Source organism: Streptomyces buecherae (assembly GCF_014295035.1).
GTDB classification, from domain to species: Bacteria; Actinomycetota; Actinomycetes; order Streptomycetales; family Streptomycetaceae; genus Streptomyces; species Streptomyces youssoufiensis.
The window spans coordinates 2,648,555-2,673,690 of record NZ_CP060404.1 but is presented as its reverse complement, the minus strand read 5'-3'; the positions used below and the strand labels follow the sequence as shown (position 1 = coordinate 2,673,690).

Here is a 25,136-nt window from a genome sequence, read left to right as displayed (position 1 = left end):
GTGCCGGGCCCGGCTCTTTTGCCTGCCCGACCCTGTCTGGCTCGACAGGCCCTGACGGGCCGCCCCATCCCGCCCCGCCCCGGGCGCGCCCGGCGCACGGGGCGGAGCCGGGACCGGCTCACTTCTCCCGGTACGCCGCCGCCCGCGCCATCGCGTGCAGCTCGGCGGCCCACTCGGCCGGGAGCGCCGCGCTCACCGCGTCGTTGGCGACCTTCAGCCGCTCCTCGATGACCGACTCGACGCGGTCCTTCATGCCCGTCTTCAGGAGCAGCGCGTGCAGCTCCTCGGGGTCCGTGTTCGGCAGGTCGTCGCCGACCAGGGCCTTGACCTCGGGCTCGTCCTGGAGGGCGAAGGACATCAGCAGCGTCATCTTGTGCTGCTTGAAGTCGAGACGGGCCGGCTTGCCCGTGATGTCCGTGTCGCCGAACGCGTCCAGCAGGTCGTCGCGCAACTGGAACGCCTCGCCGAGCGCGAGCCCGTACTCCTCGAACGGGGTCAGCAGCTCGGGCGAGCCGCCCGCCAGCATCGCGCCCACCGCCAGCGGCCGGTAGACGGTGTAGCGGCCGGACTTGAACAGCGCTATCCAGCGGGCCAGCGGGATGTCCGGCTGGAACCTGGCGGCGGCCCGCACGTCGAGGAACTGCCCCACCATCAGCTCCGTCGACAGCTCGCCCCACACCGAGCGCGCGGCCGGCGGGCAGTGGGCGAGCAGCCGCTCGGCGTAGACGATGGCCAGGTTGCCGGCGAGCATCGCCACGCTCTGCCCGTAGTGCCGGGCGTCGCCGTGCCAGTCGCGCTCGCGGTGCAGCGTGGCGTGCAGCACGTGCGCGGTGGGCCCGCCGCGCCGCAGCTCCGACTCGTCCAGCACGTCGTCGTGGAGCAGCGCCGAGGTGTGCATCAACTCCAGCGCGGCGGCGGCGTCCACGGCCACCTCGGACTCGGGGTCGCCGCCGGCGGCGAGGTAGGCCGCGATGCAGAACGCCGGCCGCAGCCGCTTGCCGCCGCTGGCGACCATGGCGCCGACGCAGTCCACCAGCTCCAGCGCGTCCGGGTTCTGCTCGCTCCAGTACGCCCGCTCCTGCGCGAGCAGCGCCGCCAGCCGCTCCTCGACCCGGGCCAGCATGCGGTCGCGCAGCTCCCGCGGTGTGCCCTGACTGGCTGGTGTGCCCCGACTGGCGTCGGTGTTGGCCACGGTGGTCGTCGCCTCGATGGATGTCACAACAAGCTCCCCGGCATGGAGGAAGACAGAGTCCTCGGTGGTGGTCGTGCGGGTGTCGGCGCCGTGGCCGACGGTGTCGCGCTGTCGCGTCCGGCTCACCCGGGTCGCGGCCTGGCGCGTCGACAGTGATCTGCATGATCTGAGTGATCTGGATGATCTGGGCGTGCTAGGCGGTCGGGCGGCTCGGCAAGGATCTCAGGTGGCTGCCCGGTGCCGGTGTCTGCTCCGTGGCGGGCGGGAGCCAGGGTGGGGCGCCAGGGGCGCGTCTGGGGTGGGGCACGGCGGTGGCCCCGTCGCCCGGGCCGTGCGGGATGCGGACCCGGGCCGGCCGGGGCGTTTGCCGCGCGGAGCGGCCCGGCACGGCTCCGCTCGGCTCCGCCCCGGAGGCCGGGCTCGTGGCCGGGCCGGCCGGGGCGTGCGGGCGGTGCGTACGAGCCTGTGCGCGCTGCGAGCGCCCGGCGTGCGCGGTGGTGCGGTCGCGGTCGTCTCCGTGGCCGCTGGGAGCGGCGGTGGGGCCCGGGAGTGCGGCACGGTGCCGTGCGCCGGCGGTGGCCGGTCGGCCGCCGGGGCAGCGCGACGTGGCCGCCGCTGCGCGCCAACGCGCCGGCGCCGCGCCCGCCCTCGCCTGCCCTTCCCAGGTCATGGGTCAATCCTGCGGTTCTGGGCTGTTCGGGGCCATGACAACGTCCTGCCAGCGGCCGGGGCGCGGCCTGGTCAGCGCGCGGTCCACCAGCGCGCCGGCGGCGCCGGTGTAGTGCGTCGGCTCGACCAGGTCGGCCAGGCGCGCGGCCGACAGGTGCCGGGTCACCTCGGGCAGTTCGCCGAGCACGGCCTCAAGGGTGCGTCCGGAGGCCGCCGCGTCGGCGGACGCCCGGCTGAGCACCTGCCGGGCGACGGCCTTGCCGAGCAGCGGTGCCAGCGCCGCCGCGATCCGCTCGGAGACGAGCTGGCCGCCGGTCAGGTCGAGGTTGGCGCGCATCCGGTCGGAGGCGACGGACAGGTTCTCGGCCAGCTCCACGGCGTGCGCCGCCGCGCCGCCCGTCAGCCGCAGGCAGGCGCGCAGCGGCTCCCACTCGGCGTGCCAGCCGCCGGCCGACCGCTCGTCCTCGACGGCCATCGCGCCGGTCACCGTGGCCGCGAGCTGCGGCACCTGGAGCGCGGCGGAGCGGATCACGGTGGCCAGCACCGGGTTGCGCTTGTGCGGCATCGCCGACGAGGCGCCGCGCCCGGCGACCGCGCCCTCGTGCACCTCGCCGACCTCGGTCCGGGTCAGCGACTGCACGTCCACGGCGATCTTGCCGAGCGCGCCCGAGGTGAAGGCGAGCGCGGCGGCCAGATCGGCCATCGGGGTGCGCAGTGCGTGCCAGGGCAGCACAGGTTGGGCCAACCCGGTCTCGGCGGCGAAGGCGGCGGTCAGCTCGTACGCGTACGAGGCCGCGCCCGGCGAGCCGTGCCCGTGCCCCGCGTACTCCAGGTAGCCGGCCAGCGTGCCGGCCGCGCCGCCGAGTTGGACCGGGAGCTGTTCGCGTACCCGGCGCAGCCGCCCCGCCGCGTCGAGCACGAGCCACATCCAGCCGGCGGCCTTGAGCCCGAAGGTGGTGGGCACGGCGTGCAGGGTCAGGGTGCGGCCGGCCATGGCCGTGTCCCGGTGCCGCTCGGCGAGGCCGGCCAGCGCCTCGGCGGTCCGGTCGAGGTCGGGGATGACCAGGCCCAGGGCCCGGTCGGCGACCAGCATCGCGCCGGTGTCGAAGATGTCCTGGCTGGTCGAGCCGCGGTGGACGTACTCGGCCGCCGCCGCGTCCCGCGCGGCGACCACCGAGGTGAACTCCCGCACGAGGCCGACCACCGGGTTCGCCGCCTCGCGGGCGCTTCGGGCCAGCGCGAACAGGTCCAGGTGCGCGGCCCGCGCCGCGTCGCTGATGACCCGGGCCGCCGCGGCCGGCACTGTGCCGAGCCGGGCCTGCGCCCGGGCCAGCGCGGCCTCCGCGTCCAGCATCGCCCGCAGCCAGGCGTGGTCGGCGACGGCCGCCTCCACGGGCGTGCCCGCGCGCACCGGCGAGAGCAGCCCCGCGTCGGCGAACCGTTCGGCGTCGGCGAGCTGCCCGGTGGTCTCGGCGCCGGGCGCGGTCGCGGTCGCGCTGTCGCGCGCCGGCTCGGTGGGTGCGGCTTCGCGCGCCCCGGGGCCCGCGCCGGCGCCTCCCACCGGTTCGGCTTCGGGCCGCGCCCGTGGCGCCCCTCCCGTGCTCACCGGTCGACCGCCGTCGCCGCGAGCGCCGGGGCCGGCGCGTCCGGCGCGCGGGTGGGGTCGTCACCGAGCACGGCCCGCGCGATGGCGTCCGAGTCGCTGAGGATCACCGAGCCCACGCCGGGCCGGATGCCGGCCGCCGTCACCCAGTGCACGGCCTCGGTGGGCACGCCGTACGCGAACCGCCGCGGGTGCGGCACGCCGTGCGCGTCCAGCAGCCGGTAGGGGCGCTCGGTGACGGCCAGCCCGCCGGTCTCGTACGCCGTGCCGTCCGTGGCCGGCAGTCGGTACGGGGCGCACTGGCCGGTGGCGAGCAGGTGGCGCAGCAGCGGGTCGGCCGTGCGGCGCAGGTCGATCTCCGGCAGCCGGGCCTCGATCAGCACGCGGGCGCTGACCCGCGAGCCGGGCACGGCCGGCGACTCGGCGACGAACGCGCCAGCGTCCGGGTCGGCCACGATCCGCAGCGCGGGCCCGGCGACGCGCAGCGTGCCCGCCTCGATCAACGCCAGCAGCTCCTCGATGCGCCGCGCGGGCGGGCCGATGGACAGGTAGGCGTTGAGCGGGGTGTACCAGCGGTCCAGGTCGGCGCGGTAGGAATCGCCGCTCAGCCCGCCGTGGTCGACCGCGAGCCGCAGCTCGTTGCGCAGGTCGCGCAGGACGTCGAGGGCGGCCTTGAGCGGGCCGCTGACGTTGCCCGCGCGGGCGGCCTCCAGATCGCTCCGCAACTGGTCGAGCAGCCAGTCCCGGAAGTCGTCCGGGCCGCTGAACTCGCGCTCCGCGTAGGGCTGCTCGATGGCCGACCAGTCCCACCACTCGGCCGCCGGGATGTCGAACGCGGTCAGCAACTCCGCGTCGGCGGCGCTGATCGGCGGATGCGCGGAGGCGGGGCCGGCCGGGTCCGCCGGGTGGCTCGCGGCGGCGGACGCGCCACGGGCGGCGTCGGGCTGGGTGGTGTCGGCGGCGTCGGGGCGGGCGGTGTCGTACGCCGTCGCCGCGCCGTCCGCCGCGTGCGCGAGGTAGCGCTCCCGGAACGCGGCGACCCGCTCGGCCTCGCCGCGCGCGGTCAGCAACGCGCAGTAGTAGACGGTCTCCACCTCGCGCGCGACCAGCGGCCACAGTGCCTCGCGGAAGGCGAGCCCTGGGGTGCCGGCCGCCTGCGCGCGCAGCTTGGCTATCAGCTCCGGGGTGAGCAGGAACGGCTCGTGGCGACCCTCGACGCCCTTCTCGTTCTCGCCCCGCGCGTGGTACGGCATGCCCCGGCGCGAGCCGGCGTACAACCGAGGCTCGCGGCCCGACGGAAGGTAGACCAGGCGGCCCGCGCGGCGCTCGTACCGGCCGCCGCGGCCCTGCGTCAACAGGGCCATGTGGTCGAAGAAGTTGAGCCCGAGCCCGCGCAGCAGCACGGTGTCGCCGGGTGCGATGCCCGAGAGGTCGGCGTCGGCCGGGTTGGCCGGCGGTACGTACACCAGGCCGTGCCCGGCGGCGAAGTCGGCCAGCCGCGCCTGCGCCGGCGACGGCTCGACGGGGAGGTGGCCCTGGGCCAGCACGACCGCGTCCAACCCTTCGAGCCGGCCGCCGTCCTCCAGCGTCACGGTCTGGGTGCCCGCCGCCCCGTCGTCCAACGCCACGGCCCGCCCGGCGTGCACGCGGACGGTGACCCGCGCGGGGGCGCCGGCGACGATGCGCCCGAAGGCCCAGGCGAGGTAGCTGCCGTACAGCGCGCGGGTCGGATAGGTGTCCGGGCCCAGCGCGGCGGCCTCGGCCAGGGTTGCGGCGTCGCAGGGCGGGTCGCCAGGGCCCGGGAGGCCGTAGGCGTCGGACGCCGCCGTTCGCGGGGCTCGCGGGTGCGCATCGGAGGGCGTGCCGGGCGGCTGCCGGGTGGCGCTGGCGGGTGCCTCGTGCGCCCGTCGCGCACCCGGTTGCGGGGGCACGCCCCCGGAGGGCGCCGCGTTCCGCGCGCCGAGCGCGCGGGCCCATTCGTAGAGGCTGGGGCCCGGGGCCAGCGGGCCCGCCATGTCCACGCTGTCGTCGGTGAAGACGGTCACCTGGCAGGCCACGGTGTTCATCAGCAGGTGCCGGGACTGGTCGGTCCGCCATACCTGGCCGGGGCCCGGTACGTACGGATCGACCACGTGCACGGTCAGCGCCCCGAGTGCCGGAAAATGCCGGGCATTGGCACAGAGCCGTTCCAGGACGGAGAGACCGCGTGGGCCCACCCCGATGATGCAGACATCGAGGCGCGTGCTGGCCATGCCGCTCTCCATTCCCTGTACGACGTGTCGCCGAGCGGATCGGCCCGTCCTGAGCGAACTGGCCACCGAGTCTTGGGGAAAGTACTCGTGCACGGTAGCGGCTAGTTCTTGCTATCTGACATGGTGGAGCTTGCCATGCGGCTTGCTATGGCCATTCGTGCAGGTCGGAGCCTACTTTGTGACAACTTCTAGCCTTCATAACCCCGGGCGACCAGCGCCTGCACGCACGCTGCGCGGCCACCCGCGCGGCCCGTCGTGAAGGTAATCCCGTTCCTAGGTGGGGAGAGCTGGAATGTCCTATCGGAAACACCCGCTGAACATCGCTGAACTGTTTGAATGGCACGCACAGGCCAAGCAGCAGACCGTCGCTTACCTGGACCGGCCCTTTGACATAGCCCCCGATCAGGGCACGCGTTTTGACGCCGGACAACTCGCCCACACGGTGCGGGACTTCTCCGCCCGGCTTTATGCCGCGGGGGCCCGCGCGGGCGATCGGGTGGCCATTGTCAAGGACAATCACCTGGACATGACGCTGGCCGCCGCGGCGGCGGCGCGCTTCGGGGCGATACCCGCGACGATCGCCGGGGCCAACACCCCGGAGAACCACCGCGCGATGATCGCCAAGCTGAAGCCCTCGGTCCTGGTGGTCTCGCCCACCGCGCTGGCCGCCGCCGCCCGGGCGGGCATCGAGCTGAGCGACCCGGGCACCAAGGTGATCGTCCTCGGCGAACTGGGCGACGGCGCCCCCAAGGACGCGCTGACGCTGAGCGACCTCGACGGCGCCGACGCCCCGCCGACCCGGCTGCGCGCCCCGCACGAGTCCATGCTGATCATGCACAGCTCCGGCACCACCGGCGTGCCCAAGCTCGTCGTCCACTCCGGCAACTCGCTGCTTGGCGGCGTGGCCCGGATGGAGCGCATCCGCTTCCCCGTCCTGGCCAGCAAGCACCGCGACGTGGCCGCCACCTCCGTCTCGTTCGCGCACGGCCGGATCGTGTCCTGGGTGATGGGGCAGTTCGTGCTCGCCCCGAAGAAGATCGTGATCATCTCCCAGCACGACCCCGAGGTCGCCGAGCGGATGATCGAGGAGCACCGGCCCACCTCCCTGGAGGCGTGCCCGAACATCTTCCAGCGCTGGGAGGAGTTGGCCTACCAGCGGCCGGAGATCTTCCGTCAGGTGCGGCTGTTCGTCGGCACCTTCGACGCCATCCACCCGCGCACGGTGCGCACCTTCCTGAACGTCTCCAAGCGGCGCTTCCCGGTGTGGCTCCAGGGCTGGGGCCAGAGCGAGGTCGGCCCGGTCTGCTTCACGCTCTTCACCCGGGGCCGGATGAAGAACATCTCCGACGACGCGTCGGTCACCAGCGACATCGGCTGGCCCTCGCCCGGCTTCAACAAGGTCAAGGTCGTCGACATCGAGACCGGCCGCAAGGTCGCCAAGGGCGAGCCGGGGCTGATGATGGTCTCCACCAAGGCCCAGTGCCTGGACTACGTCGGCGAGAGCGACCGGCACGCGGAGAAGGTCGACGGCCAGTGGTGGAACACCGGCGACGTCGGCGAGATGCACGCGCTCGGCCGCCTCAAGCTGGTCGACCGCGAGGTGGACATCATCCCCGGCACCAGCGGCATCGAGCTGGAGAGCATCCTGCTCGACCGGCTGCCCCGCGCCTCCGACGTCACCGTGCTCGGCCTGCCGGGCGAACTGCCCGTGCCCGTGCTGTCCATGGTGGACGACAAGCTCGACCCGCAGGAGTGGGCCGCCGCGACGGCCGGGCTGCCCCCGATGGCCGAGCCGAAGCTCGTGCCCTGGGACGAGGTGCCGCGCACCGCGACCTGGAAGGTGCGCCGGCTCGACCTGCGCGAACAGGTGCTGGGCAGCAAGGAGGCCATCGGCTCCGGCCGCTGGACCTGAGACGGGACCTCCCGTCCGGCGCGGGGCCAGGCCCCGCGCCGGACGCCGCCACCGGCCCGCTCGCGGCCGGCCGGCGGGGACGGGCGGCGCGGCACCGTGGCCGCGCGGCGACGCCCGGCAGCAGACGACGAACCACCGAGGAACCACCATCCGACGGGACCGGCCCGCGCGAGCACGCGGGCGGCACGACGCCGCCCGCACCACGCGCCGGGCCGGGCACCCGCGGGAGCAACGCGTATGAGGAGCAGGAGTGGCTGACATCGACATAGCGGTGATCGGCGCCGGCATCGCCGGCCTGACCACCGCGTACCGGTTGACACAAGAGGGCCACCGGGTGGAGGTGTTCGAGTCCGAGGACGCGCCCGGTGGGCGGATGCGCTCCAGCCGCGTCGACGGCTACACCACCGACCGTGGCGCGGAGACGATCTCCCCGTACGGCTACCCGGCCACCTGGGAGTTCATCCGGGAACTCGGCCTGGACCGGGGCAACCAGATCCACCAGATCGAGCACCCGGTCGGCCTGTGGGACCAGGGCCGCAACCACCCTTGGGTGGGGCACCCCAAGGGCATGGTGCTCGGCGCGGGCCTGTCCGTCGGCGGGCGCGTCCAGTCCTTCCGCTCGATGCTGGGCGGCATGCGCCGCTCGGGCCAGGTCGACCCGGAATGGCCGGAGAACTCCAAGTACGGGAACATGACGCTGGCCGAGTTCGGCGAGCGGTACGGCCAGGAGATGGTCGAGCGCAGCCTCGCCCCGATCGCGCACACCGCCTTCGGCTGGCAGCCCGAGGTCAGCGCGGTGGCGCCGCTGCTCGCCATCATGCAGGGCACCAAGGGCATCTTCCGCTGGCAGACCTACCGCGACGGCCAGGACACCATGGCCCGCACGCTGGCCAGCCGGGTCAAGGTGCACCTGTCGCGCTCGGTGGAGCGCGTGGTGCGCGAGGGCGAGGAGGTGCGCGTCCACTTCGCGGACGGCACCGACCTGACGGCGCGCGCCGCGGTCCTCACCCAGCCGTCGCCGGAGATCCCCTCGATCCACCCCGGACTCCCGGACGACGAGCGGCCGTTCATCGAGGCGTCCACCTTCACCACCATGATGCGCGTCGCGGTCCGCCTCGACCGCCCCCTGGAGCCGCGCCGCGACCCGAGTAACCCGCGCTCGTACGCGGTCGTCCTCGGCCCGAACGAGAACTCGCTCTTCTCCGGCTGCACCATCGAGCACAACAAGTGCCCCGACCGGGTGCCGGCCGGCCGTGGCCTGGTCACCCTGCTGATCTCGCCGCGCCGCGTGCACGAGGTGTACGACCTGCCGGACGAGGAGGTGCTGGAGCGGGCGTTGGACGAGAGCACCCACTTCATCGACGGCCTGCGCTCGGCGTACGTCGGACACCACATCGTCCGCTGGCCCAACGGCCTGCCCGCCGCCCCGCCGGCCGCGCTCCGGCTGCGGGGCCGCTTCGTCCGCCGCTCGCCGCGTCCCATCGAGTACGCGGGCGACTGGCTCTACCTGCGCCCGAGCAGCGAGGCGGCCATCGCCTCATCGAAGCTCGCGGTGGACCGGGTGCACGCCTGGCTCTCGGGCCAGCGCTGACCCACGGGCGGTCCGCCGCCCTCCCCCCGGGGGCCGCCCCGCCCTCCCGCGTGCGGCTCGACCGACAGGCCCCGCCCGCCGGCCCCTCGCGGCCGGCGGGCGGGGCCTTCGCCGCACCGCGGTCCGTCGGTGGACCGCCCGTGCCTCAGCGGAAGGCGTCCGCGTGGTCGGTGACCCACGCGCGGAAGGTCAGCGCGGGGCGCCCGAGCAACCGCTCCACCGTGTCGGTGACCCGCTCCGGGGTGTCCACGAAGGACTTCCAGGCCCGCAGCCGGCCCGCCACGAACTCCGCGTTCCCCCACGCCGCGGCGAACTCCTCCTGGGCCACCTCCGCCGGCATCTCCTCCCAGCGCACCTCCCGCCCGATCACCTCGCCGATGATCCGCACCTGCTCGACATGGGTGAGCGCGGCCGGCCCGGTGAGCAGGTGGGCCGCCCCGTCGTGCCGCCGCCGCTCGGCCCCGTCGGCGGTGAGCGCCCGCACGGCGACCTCGGCGATGTCCCGCTCGTGGATGAGCGACCTGGCGGCCCGCCCGTACGGGTAGCGCACCGTGCCCCGCCGTATCTGGTCCGCCCAGCGCAGCGCGTTGGCCGCGAAGTCGATGGCCCGCAGGAAGGTCCAGGTGACCCCGGACCGCCTGAGCTGGCGCTCGATGGCCTGGTGGTACGAGGTGGGCTCCTCGTCGTCCGCGAGGTCGGCCACGTCCGTCGAGAGGTAGACCACCTGCCGGGCCTGGTCGGTGATCACCTCAAGCACCCGTGGGTCCACCGGCAGCCCGGGCCACATCAGGTACACCCGCTCCACCCCGCGCACCGCCGCCGCCAGCGAGTCCGGGTCGCCCAGGTCCCCCCGCACCGCCTCCACCCCACCCGGCAGCCCCGCCGCCCCCGGGTCCCGCACCAGCGCCCGTACGTCCACGTCCGCCCGCGCCAGCCCGGCGACGACGTGCCTGCCTACGGTGCCGGTCGCCCCGGTCACCAGGATCTTGGTCATACGAGGACCGTAGAACCTGAACCACGGTTCAACTCAAGGGCCGGAAGGGGTGCCTCCGAGGTGCCCCTTCAAGGGCCGGAAGGGGTGCCTCCGAGGGGTGTCCCTGGCCGCGTCGCCCACATCGAGGAAACGACCACGGCCCGGGGCGGCCCATGAGGTCCCCCGCCACCCCGTCGGGGATCGGTCGGGCGCGAAGGCGCCCGTGACGTGGCAGAGCCCCGCGCGCCGGGCGAACGGCGGGCGGGGCTCTGCTGGGAAGCCGCGCGTCCACGGGGGTCGGTCGCGCGGCGGGTCTGTCAGACGCGGTCGACGGTGCGCTCCGGTGCGACGTCGCCGCCGCTGCTCGCGCTGGGCGCCGGCGCGGGCTCGCCGCCCTCGCTGATGCCGAACCGGTCGTGCAGCTTGCGCATCGGGCCTGGGGCCCACCAGCTCTTGGTGCCGAGCAGGCGCATCGACGCGGGGAGCAGGATGCCGCGGATCAGCGTGGCGTCCAGCAGGATCGCGAGCGGCACGCCGAGGCCCATGGCCTTCATGTAGCTGATGCCGGAGGTCAGCATGACGATGAAGACCAGCGACAGGATGATCGCCGCGTAGGTGACGACCTTGCCGACGCGCTCCAGGCCGGTGGCGACGGCGAGTTCGTTGTCGCCCGTGCGGTCGTACTCCTCCTTGACGCGGGAGAGGATGAACACCGCGTAGTCCATCGAGAGGCCGAAGCCCAGGGTGCCGACGAGGACGGGGACCGTCCAGTTGATGGCGCCGGTGTTGATGAAGTCGCCGACCAGCCACTGCAGGTGGCCGTCCTGGAAGACGAAGACCAGCGAGCCGAAGGTGGCGCTCAGGCTCAGCACGCTCAGCAGCATCGCCATCAGCGGGAGCAACAGGCTGCCGGTGAGCAGGAAGAGCAGGATGTAGGTGCCGATCGCCATGATGCCGAGGGCGAGCGGCAGGTTGTCGGCGAAGACGTCGAAGGTGTCCACGGAGATGGCCGGGTGGCCGCCGACCTTGACCGGGAACGGGGCCTTGGCGTCCCGGATGTCGCGAACGATGTCCTCGCCCTTGGGGGAGAGGCCGTCCACGGCGGGCACCACGCTGAGGTACGTGGCCGAGTCCGTGCCGTACTGCTGCGAGAACCGGGTGGCCGGGGCGACTTCCTTGCCGCCGGCGTAGCTGCCGGTGAGGGCGTCCACGCGGGCGACGTTGGGCAGCGCGGAGAGCTGCGTGGCGTAGGCGGCGATGTCGTCCTCGCGGTCGGCCGTCTTGCCGATGTCCACGGCGACGACCTGCATGGCCTGCGCCTCGCGGTTGTTGAAGTCCTCGCGGACCGTCTGGGCGACCTCGGCCGACTGGGCCGACTTGGGCAGGATCTGCTCGTCCGGCAGGCGCAGGTTCAGGTCGCGGACGGGGGAGCCGAGCAGCGCCATCAGGGCGAGCACCGCGACCACTAGGGGCACGGGCTTGCGCATCACGAACAGGGCCAGCCGGTGCCAACCGCCCTCGTGCGACGCGGTCACCGGGCGCGGCTTGCGGCGGATCAGGCGCAGCTTGTCGATGCGGGGGCCGGCCCAGGCCAGCAGCGCGGGCACGATGACCAGCGTGGCGAGCGCCGCCATCAGCGCGGTGGCCGCGCCGCCGATGGCGATCGACTGGAACATGCCGAACGGCATGACCATCAGCGCCATACAGGCGATGGCCAGCGTCACGGCGGAGAAGATGACCGTGCGGCCCACCTGGCGCATGGTGGCGCGGATGGCGGGCTCGGTCTCCTGGCCGCGCTGGAGTTCCTCGCGGTAGCGCGTGATGAACAGGAGGCTGTAGTCGATCGCGAGGCCGAGGCCGAGCAGCGTGGTGACGTTGGTCAGCAGGTTGTTGGCGTCGAACCCGAAGGTGATCAGGTACAGCAGGCCGAAGACGAGGAGCATCGTCGCCAGGGCGACGGCCAGCGGGAGGGCCGCCGCGACGAGCGAGCCGAAGATGACCACCAGCACGATCAGGACCAGCGGGAAGACCAGGGTCTCCGCGGTGGCGGCGTCCTTGGCGGACTGGTCGACGTTCTCGAAGTTCATCAGGGCGATGCCGCCCAGTTCGACGTCGAGCCCCTCGACCTTGCCCGAGTACTCCTTCTTGAGGTCCTGCACCCGGTCGTTGACCTCGTCGAAGTCGCCGAGGATGCGACCGCTGACGAGCGCCTGCTTGCCCGACTCGCCCTTGAGGGAGGGGGCCCGGTCCATGGACCAGTACGAGGCGACGTTCGCCACGTGCTCGTGGTCCTGGAGGCCCTTCGTCAGTTTCAGGCCAGCGGCGGTCACGGCGGGGTCGTCGACGCCGCGCGGGTCGCTCACCACGATGGAGAGGTTGGGGCTGCCCTGCTTGAACTCCTTCTCCAGGAGCTCCTCGGTCTCGTGCGACTCGGTGTCGGTGTTCTCGTACCCGCCCATCGTCAGCCGGTCCGTCAGACCCATCGATGCACCACCGACGGCGAGCGCGATGATCAGCACGGCCAACAGCACTTTCTTTGGCCTGGGGAGGATCAGACTCGCTAGTCTGTCGAGCATTTTCGGAATCTCCTGACGGGCGGCGCGAGAGAGGGGAGCACCGTGCGAGGACTTGTGGAACACATTGCACTAGACCTATGGAACAGTCTGCACCTCTCGCTGGCTCCGGTGCAAGTCGTTCCATAGATCGCCGGGTCGCTTCCCGGGCACGGTGGGGGCCAGCCCGGCGCGGTGATCCGGACATCGGTGGCATGTCCGGTTCGAGGCTCGGCGCTGGTCGCCGAACACCCTCCCCCACGTGGCCAGTTCCATGCCTGACCCACTGCCGAATGTCACCGGAACGTGATCCACATCGTGCCGGGCGGTCATCCCGCGGCCTCCCGTACGGGCGTTGACCGCGATGGCGGAGCCCGCCGCGTGACCGGCCGTACGGCCGACCGGACCTGACGGGGCCACAGCGGCCGGATGTCGACACGGGAGACGAGAGGGGCGGCCACGGGCGCGGCGCGGGGCGGGCGGCGACCGCCCCGCCTTCGCGGGGGAGGCGGGGCGGTCGTGGACGCTCACGGGGACTGGGCGCGGTCCGCTTCCGGGCGGTGCCGCGCGCGGGTCACACGTGCAGTTCCAGCACGTTCGCCAGCAGCAGCACCGGGACGCCCCAGCGGTGCAGCTTGATGCCGAGCATGCGGGCCTGGAGCAGGTTGCCCTGGCCGACGCCCGAGCGGGCCTGGGAGACGCGCATCGCCCACAGCGGCACCATCAGCGCCACGAACCACACCGGCACGGCGCCCACGGCGATGGCCACCGTCACCGCGAGCGGCTCCAGCAGGTGTGCCCCGACGATGATCTTCCGGTAGGTCGAGGCGGTGGTGAGGGTGGCGAGGTTGCGCCGGCCGGCCAGCCGGTCGCCCTCCACGTCGTTCATGTTGGAGTAGATGGAGACCAGCAGGCTCCACAGGCCGAACAGCGCCGACTCCAGGATGACCAGGCCCGTCGCCTCGCCGGTGAGCAGGACGTAGGGGATCAGGATGGCCAGGCCCGGGCTGACCAGGATGATCTCCTGGCCGAAGTTGTAGCTGATCTTCAGGCCGTACGAGTACTGCACGTTCGAGACCAGCACCGCCACCATCAGGAGCCCGACCCACAGCGAGTTCTCCGGCGCGATGACGAAGACCAGGGACCACATCACCGCGCCCCAGGCCATCGCCCCCCAGCCGAACAGCTCGGCCTGCCGCACCGTCAGCGCGCCGCTCAGCAGTGGCTTGCGGGACAGGTCGCGCAGCGCGCCGGACTCCGGCGAGTAGTTGCGCGCGTCGCTGCCGTCCCGGATGCCGGTGACGTCGTCCAGCGCGACGGTGGCGGCGACCACGCCGACGTAGCCGGCTATGTAGAGCAGGATCACGGCGAAGGTCGTGCCGTCCCACGTCTGCGCACCGGGCAGCGCGGCCCACACGATGAAGGCGCTCAGGTAGTAGTCGTAGAACGAGAGCTTGCCGAGCTTGACGAACGCGCTCAAGCGGTCCTTGGCGACCGGCGATGCGGCGGTGTTCAGCGACATACGGTTGCTGCCTTCTGTGATGGTTTCTTCGCGTTGTGGTGGGTGTGTCTTCCCGGTGTGCTCGGAGCGTGCGGGGCACGCCGGCGGGAATCGGTGCCGGTCAGCGGTGCGGGACGTCGGTCGGCGCGGGTGGGGCGCCGCGATGCCCCGCCCCGGGTCTGTCGTCCGACAGTCCTACGAGTGGTGCGGAGTCTTACCGAACCGGACGGGTCCTACGGGCCCGACCGGGAACGCGCTGGGGCGCACGCGGTGGTGCGGAGGCGGAGCGCGGCGTGCGCCCCGGACCGGCGCGCGGTGGGCACGGCACGGTGCCGTGGCGCGCCGACGGTGGTGTGCCGCCCGCGCGGTGCGCGGTCGCGGCGCCGTGGCCACGCACCGCACGGGTACGCGCCGGGCCCCGGCGCCGCGCGGTGGCGCGCTCGCGCGCGCCGCCACCGGCGCCTCATCCGGCCGTGCGCGCGTCCTACCTGGGCTTGCGGCCGAAGCTGGAGATGAGCACCTGGGTCAGCCAGTGGTGGGCCGGGTCGCCCATCTCGGCCAGCGCCTCGTCCACCCGCTCCGCCGACACCTCGCCCTCGGCGACGATGCGCGGCTTCATGAACTCCAGCCACAACTGGTAGTGCCGGGCCTGGAAGGAGCCGCCCCGCACCATGACGGCCCGGCCCTCGGCCGACACCTCCTCCAGCTCGGTGGCGAGCATCGCCTCAAGGTCGAAGTGGCCGCCGCGCGGCTCGTGGCCCGAGCGGCGCATCAGCCCGTACCCGGCCGCCCGCACGTCCTGGAGGAAGTCCTCCGAGGTGGCGCTGCGGAACAGCGGCAGCGAGTCGGTGTCCTCGAGGAACAGCCAGCCGCCCGGCTTGAGCGCCCGGACCATGTTGGCCACCGCGGCCGGTCGGTCCTCCAGGTGCTGGACCACCATCCGCGAGTGCACGAGGTCGAAGGACTCGGCCGGCAGCTCCTCGGTACGGATGTCGATCCGGGCCACCTCCACGTGCGGCGCCCGCAGCGCTTCGAGCCGCCCCGTCTCCAGGTCGGCGGCGAGCACCCGCCCGGTCGGCCCGACCCGCTCGCCGAGCCAGCCGGCGATGGACCCGGAACCGGCGCCCACCTCCAGGGCATGCCAGCCGGGGGCCACGCCGAGCCGCTCCAGGCGCTCGATGGTGCCCGGGTCCCAGATGGCCTCGTTGGCGCGCAGCCGCTCCGTCTCCTGGTCCCAGGTGGGGTCGAAGACGTATTCCTTGGAGTCCTTAGACTCCTGAGACGCCTGGGATTCCTGGGACGCCTGGTCGGTCACGCTCATATCGTTCTTCGCCCTCCGTGGACCTCGTATCCTCCGTGGACCTCGTTCCGCTGCCGCCCACGCCCAGCTTGTGTGGGGCTCAGGCTAGGAAGCCGGGCAAGTCCCTGCCATGGCAAGAGAGTGCGGGCCAAGGGGTAATCCAGGCAGTTATCTGCTAAGGACCCGCAGGTCACGCCTCGCGTACGGTGGTCGCCCCGCTACGCGCATCCATGAGGAGTTCGCGGTGCTGCACACACTGCTCGTCGGGCTGGGACGGTCAGGACGAGAGCTGCATCTGCCGGTGCTCCGCCGTCTGCGACAGGACGCCGGTGCCGGCTGTGACAACGCGGCCACCGGCTCCGGCTCCGTCTTCGCCGCCGCCCCGCCGCTCGGCTTCGACCTGGCGCCCCTGCCGGCCGGCCAGGCGACGCCCGGACTGGTCACCGTGGACACGCTCGCCGAGGCGCGCGCCCGGCTCGACCCCAGGACCACCGTCGTCCACCTGTGCACGCCCCCGGGGCACCGCGCCGAGGTGCTGCGCGACCTCGCCGAACTGGGCTTCACCCAGTTCCTGGTCGAGAAGCCGCTCGGGGTCGACGGCGAGGCCGTCGCCGAGACCCGCGCCGTGCGGGACGCGTACGGCCTGCGGCTCGCCGTCGTCGCGCCCTGGTTGCACAGCACGCTGACCGCGCGGCTGAGCGAGACCGTGCGCTCCGGGCGGCTCGGCGCGCTGCGCCGCATCACCGTGCGCCAGCACAAGCCCCGGCTGCGCCGCTCGCTGTCCACCCCGAGCCACCCCACCGCCTTCGACGTGGAGCTGCCGCACTCGGTCGGCGTCGCCCTGCGGCTGGCCGGCGGCGGTACGGTCACCGACGCCGCCTGGTCCGACGCCGCCTACGGCGACCGCGTCGTGCCCCGGATGGGCACCGCCGAACTGACGGTGGCACACGACGCGGGCGCCACCACGCGTATCGTCTCCGACCTGGTCTCCCCGGTGCGCGAGCGCAGCATGGTGCTCGACTTCGACGCGGGCCGGGCGGTCGGCCACTACCCGGTCAGCGGCGAGGACAATTTCGCCCATCTGCGGGTGACCCCCATCGGGCTGCCCGAGGAGTACGAGGTCTTCCAGGACGACGCCCTGGACGCCTGCGTCCTCGACACCTACCGGGGGTTCGCCGAGCGCGCCGACTTCACGGCCGACTTCGAGCTCCAGGCCCAGGTCGTGCGGGTCCTGGAGAGCGCCAAGCGACACGCCGCCGCGGCCGAACCGGGTGCCGCGCCGATCGCTGCCGGCCCGGCGGCGGCGCACGAACGCCCGGCCCCGGCCGGGGAGCAGGTCACGTCCACGAAGAACGGGAGCATCCATGTCGGTTGACGCCACCGGGACCAGCGCGGGCACCGCGTTGCCGCCGGGGATCGCGCTGTGCGGGATCGGCGACGAGGCGGGCGCCTCGCTCGACGAACAGATCAGCGCGCTCACCACGCTCGGCTGGGGCCACATCGAGCTGCGCAACGTGGACGGCACCGCGGTGGCCGACCTCGACGAGGCCGCCTTCGAGCGCCTGGTCGACCGGCTGGCCGCCGCCGACCTCGCGGTGACCTGCGTGGACTCCCGGATCGCCAACTGGGGCCGGCCCATCACCGCCGACTTCGACGCCGACCTGCGGGAACTCGACGCCCTCGGCGAGCGCTGCCACCGCCTGGGCACCCGCTACGTGCGCGTCATGTCCTACCCCAACGACGGGCTCTCCGAGGCCGACTGGCGGCAGGAGGTGCTCACCCGGATGGGCAAGCTCGCCGCGCGCGCCGAGGAGGCCGGCCTCGTCCTGCTGCACGAGAACTGCGCCGGCTGGGCCGGCACCGAGGCCGCCCGCATGCGCGAGCTGCTGACCGAGGTCGACAGCCCCGCGCTGCGCCTGCTCTTCGATGTCGGCAACGGCGTGGCCTACGACTACGAGGCGTACGACCTGCTGCCGACGATCGCCCCGTACGTCGAGCACGTGCACATCAAGGACGCCGTCGGCACCCCGGAGGACGCCAGCTACCTGCTGCCGGGCGACGGGCGCTGCCGCGTCGAGGACTCGCTGCGCTACCTTCTCGACCAGGGCTACACCGGCGTGTGGTCCATCGAGCCGCACATCAACGTCCGCCCGCACGAGTCGCTGGCCACCGAGGGCAAGGACGGCGTGGACGCGTTCGTGGAGTACGGCCGGGCCCTGGAGCGGATGGTCGCACGGCTCGCGGGGGAGCGCGCGTGACCGACGCCCCGGCGCGGGACCCGCTCACCGAACGCCCCACCGCACCCGCCACCGAACGCCCCGGCGAGGCCGCCGGCGGCGTCACCCTGTCGGTGGCCGAGCGCGAACTGCTGCTGCGCCTGATCGGGCTGCCCACCGCCGGCCCGCTGGAGGTGGGTCAGGACGGGCCGCGCCCCGAGCTGTGGGCGGCCCAGCGCGCGTACGCCGAGGCCGCGGCCGAACTCGGCTTCACCGTCGTGCACCACGCCGCCGCCGACCCGGCCGTGCTCGAACTCGACGGCGTGCCCGTCACCGTGCGCGAGGCCGCGGCGGCCATGCCCGACTTCCTGGAGTGCCAGCCCAGCATGGTGCTGCGGCTCGGACCCGAGCTGCCGCCCGAGCGGACCGTGATGTTCAACGTCCACCTGGACACCGTCGCGGGCTTCGAGCCGCCCCGCTACGCCGACGGCCGCTTCCACGGCCGCGGCGCCATCGACGCCAAGGGCCCGGCCGTCGCCCTGCTCGCCGGGTTGCGCGCGGCCCGCGCCGCGGTGCCCGCGCTCGGCGAGCGCGTCGGCGTGCTCATCCAGCTCGTCGCCGGCGAGGAGGGCGGCGCCATGGGCGTCTTCGGCACCCGCCCGCTGGTGGCGGCCGGCTACACCGGGCGGCTCAACGTCTTCTGCGAGCCCACCCGTCAGCTCCTGCTGCCGCGCTCGACGGCGGCGGCCACCGCCCGCATATCCGTCGCGGGCCAGGACTCCATCGACGACCGGCCGGGCGGCGGCCACAACGCCACCGTCCTCCTCGGCCACCTCGCCCACCACCTGGCCCGGCACCTGCCGGGGCGGGTGGCCGGCGGCCGGGTCTGCGTCGCGGGCCTGCACACCGGCACCCTGCACAACAAGGTGTACGGCAGCGGCCACCTGCTGCTCAACCTCGCCTACCCGACCACGGAGGCCGGGCTCGCCCTGCAACGGGCCCTCGAAGACGAACTGCGCGCCGCACTCGCCAGCTTCACCGAGACCTTCGCCGACCTGCCCGACTTCGCCCTCACCGCCCGCGAGGCGGCCCAGGTCACCCGGCTCGACTGGCTCAAGCGCGGTCTGCCCGCGCTGGCCAGCTCCGACCCGTGGGCCGAGCGCCTGCTCACCGAGGGCGCCGGGCTGCGCTACGCGCCGGCCGACGCCGACGCGTTCACCTGCGACGCCATCTGGACGCACGACGCGCCCGGCGCGTACACCGTCGTCTACGGGCCCGGCGACCTCGACGCCAACGGCGCGCACGCGGACGGCGAGCACGCCGACCTCGCGGACCTGGAGTCCTTCGCCACCGGCGTTCGCGCGCTGCTCACCACCTTCGCCCGGGCCAGCGAGGCCGGCCAGCCGCCCGCCCCGGTCGCCACCACGCCCGACCAGCCCGCGGGCGCCACCACCCCCGCCGGCAGCACCAGCCGCACCGCCTAGCCAGGAACGGAAGGTCATGACACCTGCGTCGCCCCAAGGAGCCGAGGAGAGCGCACCGCGCGTCCCGTACGAGGACCTGGTCGGCTTCGCCGCCGACGTCTTCGCCGCCCGCGGCGTGCCCACCGGCCGCGCCCGCACCGCCGCGAAGGCCCTGGTCTACGGGGACCTGGCCGGCATGCGCTCCCACGGCCTCACCAACCTGACCCGGCTCTACCTGCCGCTCTTCGACGACAAGCGGGTCGAGCCCGACGCCGAGCCCGAGGTGCTCGCCGACAAGGGTGCCTCCGTGCTCCTGGACGGCAAGAAGGGCCTCGGCCTGTGGCTGGCCAGCGAGGCGATCGACCTGGCCGCGGACCGGGCCGCCGAGTACGGCATCGGCCTGGTCTCGGTGCGCGACGCCACCCACTTCGGCTGCGCCGGGTACCACACGCTGCGCGCCGCCGAGCGCGACATGGTCGGCATCCTGGCCTCCAACTGCGGCGGTCAGCGCATCGCCAGGCCGCCGGGCGGCAAGGTCGCGATGCTCGGCACCAACCCCATGAGCATCGCGTCCCCGGCCGGCCCCGACCTGCCCCCGTACTGCCTGGACATGTCCACCACGGCCGTGCCCACCGGCAAGATCCGCCAGGCCGCGCGCGCGGGCCAGCCCATACCCGAGGGCTGGCTCACCGACGCGCAGGGCCAGCCGGTCACCGACCCGCACGCGCTCGACCGCGGCGACGGCTTCCCGACCTGGCTCGGCGGGCGCCCGGAGACCGGCGCGTACAAGGGGTACGGCCTGGCCCTGCTGGTCGAGGTGTTGGCCGCGCTCGTCCCCGGCGCCGGGCTCGGCCCCGCGCCCGAGGCGTACGAGGGCAGCGGCGGCCCCTCGGGGCGCGACGACGACATCGGCATCCTGGCCATCGTGGTCGCGCCGGGCGCGCTGCGCCCGGTGGAGGGCTTCCTCTCCCAGGCGGGCGGCCTCTTCCAGTCGCTGCTCGACTGCCCGCCGATCGACCCGGCCCAGCCCGTGAGCTACCCCGGCGCCCGCGAGGCCGCCACCGCCGAGGCCGCCCGGGCCGACGGCGTACCGATCACGCCCGCGCTCCACGAGGAACTGCGCGAGGTCGCCGAGCGATGGGGCCTTGAGGCCCCGGTGGGAGTGGACGCATGAGCGGCGCGCTGCGCGTGGGAATCGTCGGACTCGGCGTCATCTCGCGCTTCTACGTGAAGGCCTTCGACGAGCTGCCCGACGTGGAGCTGGCGGCCGTGTGCGACCTGCGGGCCGACGCGCTGGCCCCGTTCGAGGGGAAGGTGCCCACCTTCGCCGACTACCGGGACATGATCGCCGCCGGTGGCCTGGACGCCGTCGTGGTCAACGTGCCCAACGACGTACACGCCCAGGTCTGCGGTGACCTCGTCGCCGCCGGGCTGCCGGTCTGCGTGGAGAAGCCGCTGGCCACCCGGGTCGAGGACGGCCGCGAACTGGTCCGCGCGGCCCGCGAGAAGGGCGTGGTGCTCTTCACCTCCTTCCACCGCCGCTACAACGACAACGTCCTGGACCTCGTCGCCCGCGTCCCGGCCGGCGCCGAACTCCGGCACGTGACCGTCCGCTACCTGGAGATGATCGAGGAGCACGCCGGCGACGACCACTGGTACCTGGACCCGGAGCGCTGCGGCGGCGGTTGCGTGGCCGACAACGGGCCCAACGCCTTCGACACCGTCCGGCAGATCGTCGGCGAGGTCACGGTCACCGACTCCAAGGTCGTACGGGACGCGCAGGGCACCGACCGACAGGCCACCGTCGAACTGCGCGCCGAGTCCGGCGCCACGGCGCGGGTGCTGCTCGACTGGGCCTACCCCGGCGAGACCAAGGACGTCGAACTCACCCTGGCCGACGGCACCGTGCTCACCGCCGACATGCTCGGCGGCCACGACGGCTTCAAGACCTCGCTGTGGCACGAGTACGTGGGCGTGCTGCGCGACTTCGCCTCCGCCGTGCGCGCGGGCGAGGACCGTAGCCACGGCGGCCTGGCCGCGCTGGAACTGGTGGCCGACGTCTACCGGCGCGAGGCCGAGGCGACCGGCGCCGGCAGCACCGCTCCGCAGCACGCCGGGGGAGGCGCCCGATGAACCCCGCGGAAGACGGCGCCAAGCGCCCCGTGACCGGCGAACTGGTCAAGATCCTCACGCACAAGCGGGACGACCGGGGCATGGAGCTGACCGAGTTCGCCAGCCGCTGCGTGCGCCGCGAGGAGGTGCACGAACTGGTCACCACCGACCACGACGACACCAGCACCGGCGCCGTCATCGACCGGGTCGGCTTCCTCGGCTTCGTGGAGCTGGCCCGTGGCGGCGTCATCGACCGGGGCGACGAGGTGCGCATCAACGGCCACCTGGTCGGCACCGTGCTCGGCTTCGACTCCTGCCACTACCCGAACCACTACAACATCCTGATCAACGTCGACAAGACGGCGTCGGGGCCGGATCTCGGGCTACAGCCCGAGATGGAGGTGCGCTTTGACCCTGCGCCCTGACGGGCCGCGTCCGGCCGTGGCACCGCTGCTCGACACCCTCTCCGGCCCCGACACCCTGCGGGCCGTCCCCGCGTCCCGGCTCCCCGGGCTGGCCGCGGAGATCAGGGAGTTCATCGGGCGGGCGGTGCCGCGCCAGGCCGGGCACCTCGGGCCCGATCTGGGCGTGGTCGAGCTGACGCTCGCACTGCACCGGGTCTTCGACGCGCCACGCGACCGCCTGGTGTGGGGCACCGGCCGCCAGGCGTACGTCCACGAACTGCTCACCGGCCGACGGGACTTCACCCCACGCCGCCGCCGCTCCGAGCCGACCTGGTACGCGGCCCCGCACGGCGCCGTGGAGAACGCGCGCACGGCCACCGCCCTCTCCTACGCGGACGGCTTCGCCAAGGCGCACCAACTGCTCGGCCTGCACGACCGGCACGTGGTCGCGGTGGTCGACTGGGACGCGCTGGCCTGCGGCATGGCCTGGGAGGCGCTGAACAACCTGGCCGCCAGCCGCGACCTGCCGCTGGTGATCGTCGTCCACGAGGCCGTCCCGACCCCCGCGCCCGCCGCCGACGGGCTCACCGACCGCCGGCTGCTGCTGCGTCCCGCCCCCGACCGCGCCGACCGCGTCGCGTCCGACCACCTCGCGGAGCCGTCCGTCGACGCCCTGCCGGGCAGCGCCGCCGGCGCCGGCGGCGGCATCACGCTGGTCCAGGCGCCGCCGGAGCGGGCCCAGGCCGTCGAACGGCCTCGGCCGACGCCCCGTAGCCTCTTCGACGACCTGGGCTTCGGCTACTTCGGGCCGCTGGACGGTCAGGACGCGGTGGCGTTAGAGGTGGCGTTACGCCGGGCCAAGGCGCTCGGCGGGCCCGCCGTCGTGCACTGCGTCACCCGTGGCGACCCGGACACCGGGCCCACCGCCCCGCCCCCCGGCACCGTCCGCGGCCCCCGGCCGGCCGAGCCGTCCGGTCCGTCGTGGACGTCGGTGTTCTCGGACGAGATGGTCAGGCTCGGTGGTGAGCGGGAGGACATCGTCGGCGTCACGGCGGCGATGTCGCGACCGGTGGGGTTGGAGGCGTTCGCCAAGGCGTATCCGAAGCGGGTCTTCGACGTCGGCATCGCGGAGCAGCACGCGGTGACGTCGGCGGCGGGGTTGGCGCTTGGCGGGGTGCATCCGGTGGTGGCGGTGTACGCGACGTTCTTGAACCGGGCCTTCGACCAGGTGTTGATGGACGTGGCCCTGCATGGCTGTGGGGTGACGTTCGCGTTGGACCGCGCGGGCGCTACGGGTAATGACGGGCCGTCGCACAACGGCATGTGGGACATGTCGATTTTGCAGGTGGTGCCGGGGTTGCGGGTGGCGGCGCCGAGGGATGGGGCGCGGTTGCGGGCATTGCTGCGGGAGGCGGTGGAGGTGGAGGACGCGCCGACGGTGGTGCGTTATCCCAAGGGCGCGGTGGGTGCGGACATCGAGCCGGTGGCGTCGGTGGGTGGGTTGGACGTGCTGGCGCGGGCGAAGGGTGTGTCGCGGGTGTTGTTGGTGTCGGTGGGGGCGATGGCCCAGGTGTCGTTGGAGGCGGCGGCGTTGTTGGCGGAGCGTGGGGTGGGGGTGACGGTGGTCGACCCGAGGTGGGTGAAGCCGGTGAACTCGGCGTTGGTGGGGTTGGCGGCCGAGCACGAGTTGGTGGCCACGGTGGAGGACAACGGCCGCGTCGGCGGCGTCGGCTCCGCCATCACCCAAGCCCTCCGCGACGCGGGAGTGACCACGCCCCTCCGCGACTTCGGCCTGTTACAACGCTTCTGCGAGCACGGCAGCCGCGACGAGGTGCTGGCCGAGGCCGGCCTGACCGCCCACTGCATCGCGGAGACCGTCGAGGACGTGCTGGCCCCGGACGACCAGCCGTTCCTGCGCGGCGCCTCCTGACCACCCCGGTCCCTGACCAGCCCGGTTCCTGCCCCTCCCGGCCCGCGTGAGGGGACGCCCGGCCGCGCCACGGGCGGCGGCCGTCAGCCGGTCGCCTCCGGCGTGGCCGGGCCGAGCGGGCGGGCCGGCGTCACGCGCCGCCGGTGGACGAGGACGTCGAACCACTCGGCCAGCGAACCGCCCGTCATGTGGTGGTCCGGGTCGCGCCGTGGGTCGTGGCGCGGGCCGACGAGCCGCGTCGTGACGTCCCGGGCCAGCCACTCGGCGACCCGCCGGGGCGCCCGCTGGCGCAGGTCGAGGAGGAAGTCGCCCGCCCCCGCGCCGTCGAGGACCGACTCCACCAGCGGCGGCACGGGAGCGGGCACCCGGTGGTGCGGCGCCCCGGTGTACGGGGCCAGTTCGCCGGCGCCGAAGGTGAGGCCGATCGACAGGTACCGGTCTCCGAGGTCCGCGTGGAGGTGACCGCCGGCGTTCGGGGAGAGCCCCGGCGGGTGGGGCGGGAAGCTGACGACGCGTCCGGGCGCCCTGGCCGTGTGCGAGCTGGAGGACCAGAACAGCACCCGGTGCCCGGTGTGCCGGTGCCACCACAGCACGTTCTCGGCGAACGACCGCTCGTAGCGGTCCATGTTGTGCGGGTCCAGCGGGTCGTGGCCGTGGTCGTGGAGCGCGTGGTACTGGAGGATCAGCCGCGCCTGGTAGCGCGCCCAGGCGTGCCCCTCGTGCCCCGGCGCCGCCGCCACCAGGTCGTGGGCCGCCCGCGCGCGCTCCCGCCAGGGCCGCCGGTCGGGCAGGGCCTGGTAGCGGCGGGTGTGGTCGGGGACCGCGCCGGGCGGGCGGAGTCCGGCGTAGTGGGACGCCAGCTCCGCCAGCCGCTCGGGCGCCGCCCGGCGCACGTACGCGGTCACCGCGTCGTACGCCGCCGCCCCCGTCTCCCGTGGGCTGACCCCGACGACGCGCGGCGCGGCCTCCGGCCGGGCCCGGCGCAGGGCGCGTAGCCAGCGGAGGAGGGCGAGCGTCTCCCCGGTACGGGAGAACGGCTCGGCGGCCCGGAGCAGCGCCACGACGTCCCCGGCGCCGGTGCGCGACCACGTGTCGAGCGCGGCGCCGAGCGCGGCGTCCTGGTCCAGGGCGAGCACCCGGAAGTCGGCCTCGGCGAACAGCAGCCGGGCGATGCGCGCCTGGAGGGCGAGGAGTTCGCGGGCGCCCCGGGTGCCGGCGCCGAACCCCGCCACGGCCGTCCGCTCTCCGACCATGGCGAGCAGCGGTCGCAGGTCGTCCAGGGGCGCCAACGGGTCCGCCGTGCGCAGGGGGTGCGCCGCGCCCCTGATCCACTCGCCCACCGCCGCCCGGTCCGTCGCTGAGATCGTCATGCGGCCACCCTCGGACCTCAAGCGCGGTTGAGGTCAAGCTCGCTTGGCGGGCGGGCCGTCCGCCAAGCCCGGCCGACGGATTCCGCCTCTGCCGCG

Annotated in this window: 17 protein-coding genes; 9 read left to right on the top strand and 8 right to left on the bottom strand. The window is 74.0% G+C overall.

What is annotated here, in order from left to right; translation table 11 throughout:
- Positions 1 to 118: 118 nt before the first annotated feature.
- The 3 genes from H7H31_RS09710 to H7H31_RS09700 form a co-directional block, all read right to left on the bottom strand.
- Positions 119 to 1,219 (bottom strand): polyprenyl synthetase family protein, encoded by a 1,101-nt coding sequence (locus H7H31_RS09710; RefSeq protein ID WP_232109764.1) that lies wholly within the window; start codon positions 1,217 to 1,219, stop codon positions 119 to 121.
- 646 nt (positions 1,220 to 1,865) lie between these two features.
- A complete protein-coding gene (gene pcaB, locus H7H31_RS09705; protein WP_222625262.1) occupies positions 1,866 to 3,284 on the bottom strand; it encodes a 3-carboxy-cis,cis-muconate cycloisomerase in 1,419 nt (472 codons plus the stop codon).
- A gap of 179 nt (positions 3,285 to 3,463) precedes the next feature.
- A complete protein-coding gene (locus tag H7H31_RS09700; RefSeq protein ID WP_232109763.1) occupies positions 3,464 to 5,716 on the bottom strand; it encodes an FAD/NAD(P)-binding protein in 2,253 nt (750 codons plus the stop codon).
- A 292-nt stretch (positions 5,717 to 6,008) separates the two neighbouring features.
- On the opposite strand from H7H31_RS09700, the gene H7H31_RS09695 reads away from it, so the two are divergent.
- A complete protein-coding gene (locus tag H7H31_RS09695; RefSeq protein WP_187062862.1) occupies positions 6,009 to 7,628 on the top strand; it encodes an AMP-binding protein in 1,620 nt (539 codons plus the stop codon).
- A gap of 250 nt (positions 7,629 to 7,878) precedes the next feature.
- Complete coding sequence (locus tag H7H31_RS09690) at positions 7,879 to 9,219, top strand: protoporphyrinogen/coproporphyrinogen oxidase (RefSeq protein ID WP_187062861.1); 1,341 nt, start codon at positions 7,879 to 7,881, stop codon at positions 9,217 to 9,219.
- A gap of 145 nt (positions 9,220 to 9,364) precedes the next feature.
- Here the strand turns inward: H7H31_RS09690 and H7H31_RS09685 are convergent, their stop codons facing one another.
- The 4 genes from H7H31_RS09685 to H7H31_RS09670 all read right to left on the bottom strand — a co-directional run bounded on the left by H7H31_RS09685 (position 9,365) and on the right by H7H31_RS09670 (position 15,560).
- Positions 9,365 to 10,213, bottom strand: a complete 849-nt coding sequence (locus tag H7H31_RS09685) for an NmrA family NAD(P)-binding protein (RefSeq protein ID WP_187117879.1) — start codon at positions 10,211 to 10,213, stop codon at positions 9,365 to 9,367.
- A 296-nt stretch (positions 10,214 to 10,509) separates the two neighbouring features.
- Entirely contained in the window at positions 10,510 to 12,768 is a 2,259-nt protein-coding gene (locus tag H7H31_RS09680) for an MMPL family transporter (protein WP_187061963.1), read from the bottom strand.
- Between the two features lie 550 nt (positions 12,769 to 13,318).
- Positions 13,319 to 14,266, bottom strand: a complete 948-nt coding sequence (locus H7H31_RS09675) for a UbiA family prenyltransferase (RefSeq protein WP_187061962.1) — start codon at positions 14,264 to 14,266, stop codon at positions 13,319 to 13,321.
- 463 nt (positions 14,267 to 14,729) lie between these two features.
- Positions 14,730 to 15,560, bottom strand: a complete 831-nt coding sequence (locus tag H7H31_RS09670) for a class I SAM-dependent methyltransferase (protein WP_232109762.1) — start codon at positions 15,558 to 15,560, stop codon at positions 14,730 to 14,732.
- A gap of 229 nt (positions 15,561 to 15,789) precedes the next feature.
- Here H7H31_RS09670 and H7H31_RS09665 point away from each other — a divergent pair, with 229 nt between their 5' ends.
- Genes H7H31_RS09665 through H7H31_RS09635 form a run of 7 tightly spaced genes read left to right on the top strand, consistent with a single transcriptional unit; the run spans position 15,790 to position 23,670 of the window.
- Entirely contained in the window at positions 15,790 to 16,920 is a 1,131-nt protein-coding gene (locus H7H31_RS09665) for a Gfo/Idh/MocA family oxidoreductase (RefSeq protein ID WP_187061960.1), read from the top strand.
- Entirely contained in the window at positions 16,910 to 17,803 is an 894-nt protein-coding gene (locus H7H31_RS09660) for a sugar phosphate isomerase/epimerase family protein (protein ID WP_187061959.1), read from the top strand. The genes H7H31_RS09665 and H7H31_RS09660 overlap by 11 nt, the downstream gene beginning before the upstream one ends.
- Positions 17,800 to 19,245 carry a M20/M25/M40 family metallo-hydrolase gene (locus tag H7H31_RS09655; RefSeq protein WP_232109761.1) on the top strand — a complete coding sequence of 482 codons (1,446 nt, stop codon included), beginning with the start codon at positions 17,800 to 17,802 and terminating at the stop codon, positions 19,243 to 19,245. Before H7H31_RS09660 ends, H7H31_RS09655 begins: the two co-directional genes overlap by 4 nt.
- A 16-nt stretch (positions 19,246 to 19,261) precedes the next feature.
- Positions 19,262 to 20,398: an Ldh family oxidoreductase gene (locus H7H31_RS09650; protein ID WP_187061958.1), complete on the top strand. Its 1,137-nt coding sequence runs from the start codon at positions 19,262 to 19,264 to the stop codon at positions 20,396 to 20,398.
- Positions 20,395 to 21,357, top strand: a complete 963-nt coding sequence (locus H7H31_RS09645; protein ID WP_187061957.1) for a Gfo/Idh/MocA family protein — start codon at positions 20,395 to 20,397, stop codon at positions 21,355 to 21,357. The genes H7H31_RS09650 and H7H31_RS09645 overlap by 4 nt, the downstream gene beginning before the upstream one ends.
- Complete coding sequence (locus H7H31_RS09640) at positions 21,354 to 21,761, top strand: DUF6917 domain-containing protein (RefSeq protein ID WP_176164086.1); 408 nt, start codon at positions 21,354 to 21,356, stop codon at positions 21,759 to 21,761. Before H7H31_RS09645 ends, H7H31_RS09640 begins: the two co-directional genes overlap by 4 nt.
- On the top strand, positions 21,745 to 23,670 hold the full coding sequence (locus tag H7H31_RS09635) for a 1-deoxy-D-xylulose-5-phosphate synthase N-terminal domain-containing protein (protein ID WP_232109760.1): 1,926 nt from the start codon (positions 21,745 to 21,747) through the stop codon (positions 23,668 to 23,670). The genes H7H31_RS09640 and H7H31_RS09635 overlap by 17 nt, the downstream gene beginning before the upstream one ends.
- A gap of 83 nt (positions 23,671 to 23,753) precedes the next feature.
- Here H7H31_RS09635 and H7H31_RS09630 read toward each other — a convergent pair whose 3' ends face one another.
- The gene (locus H7H31_RS09630; protein WP_232109759.1) at positions 23,754 to 25,040 is read right to left on the bottom strand and encodes an erythromycin esterase family protein; all 1,287 of its coding nucleotides are present in this window, start codon (positions 25,038 to 25,040) and stop codon (positions 23,754 to 23,756) included.
- Positions 25,041 to 25,136 lie beyond the last annotated feature (96 nt).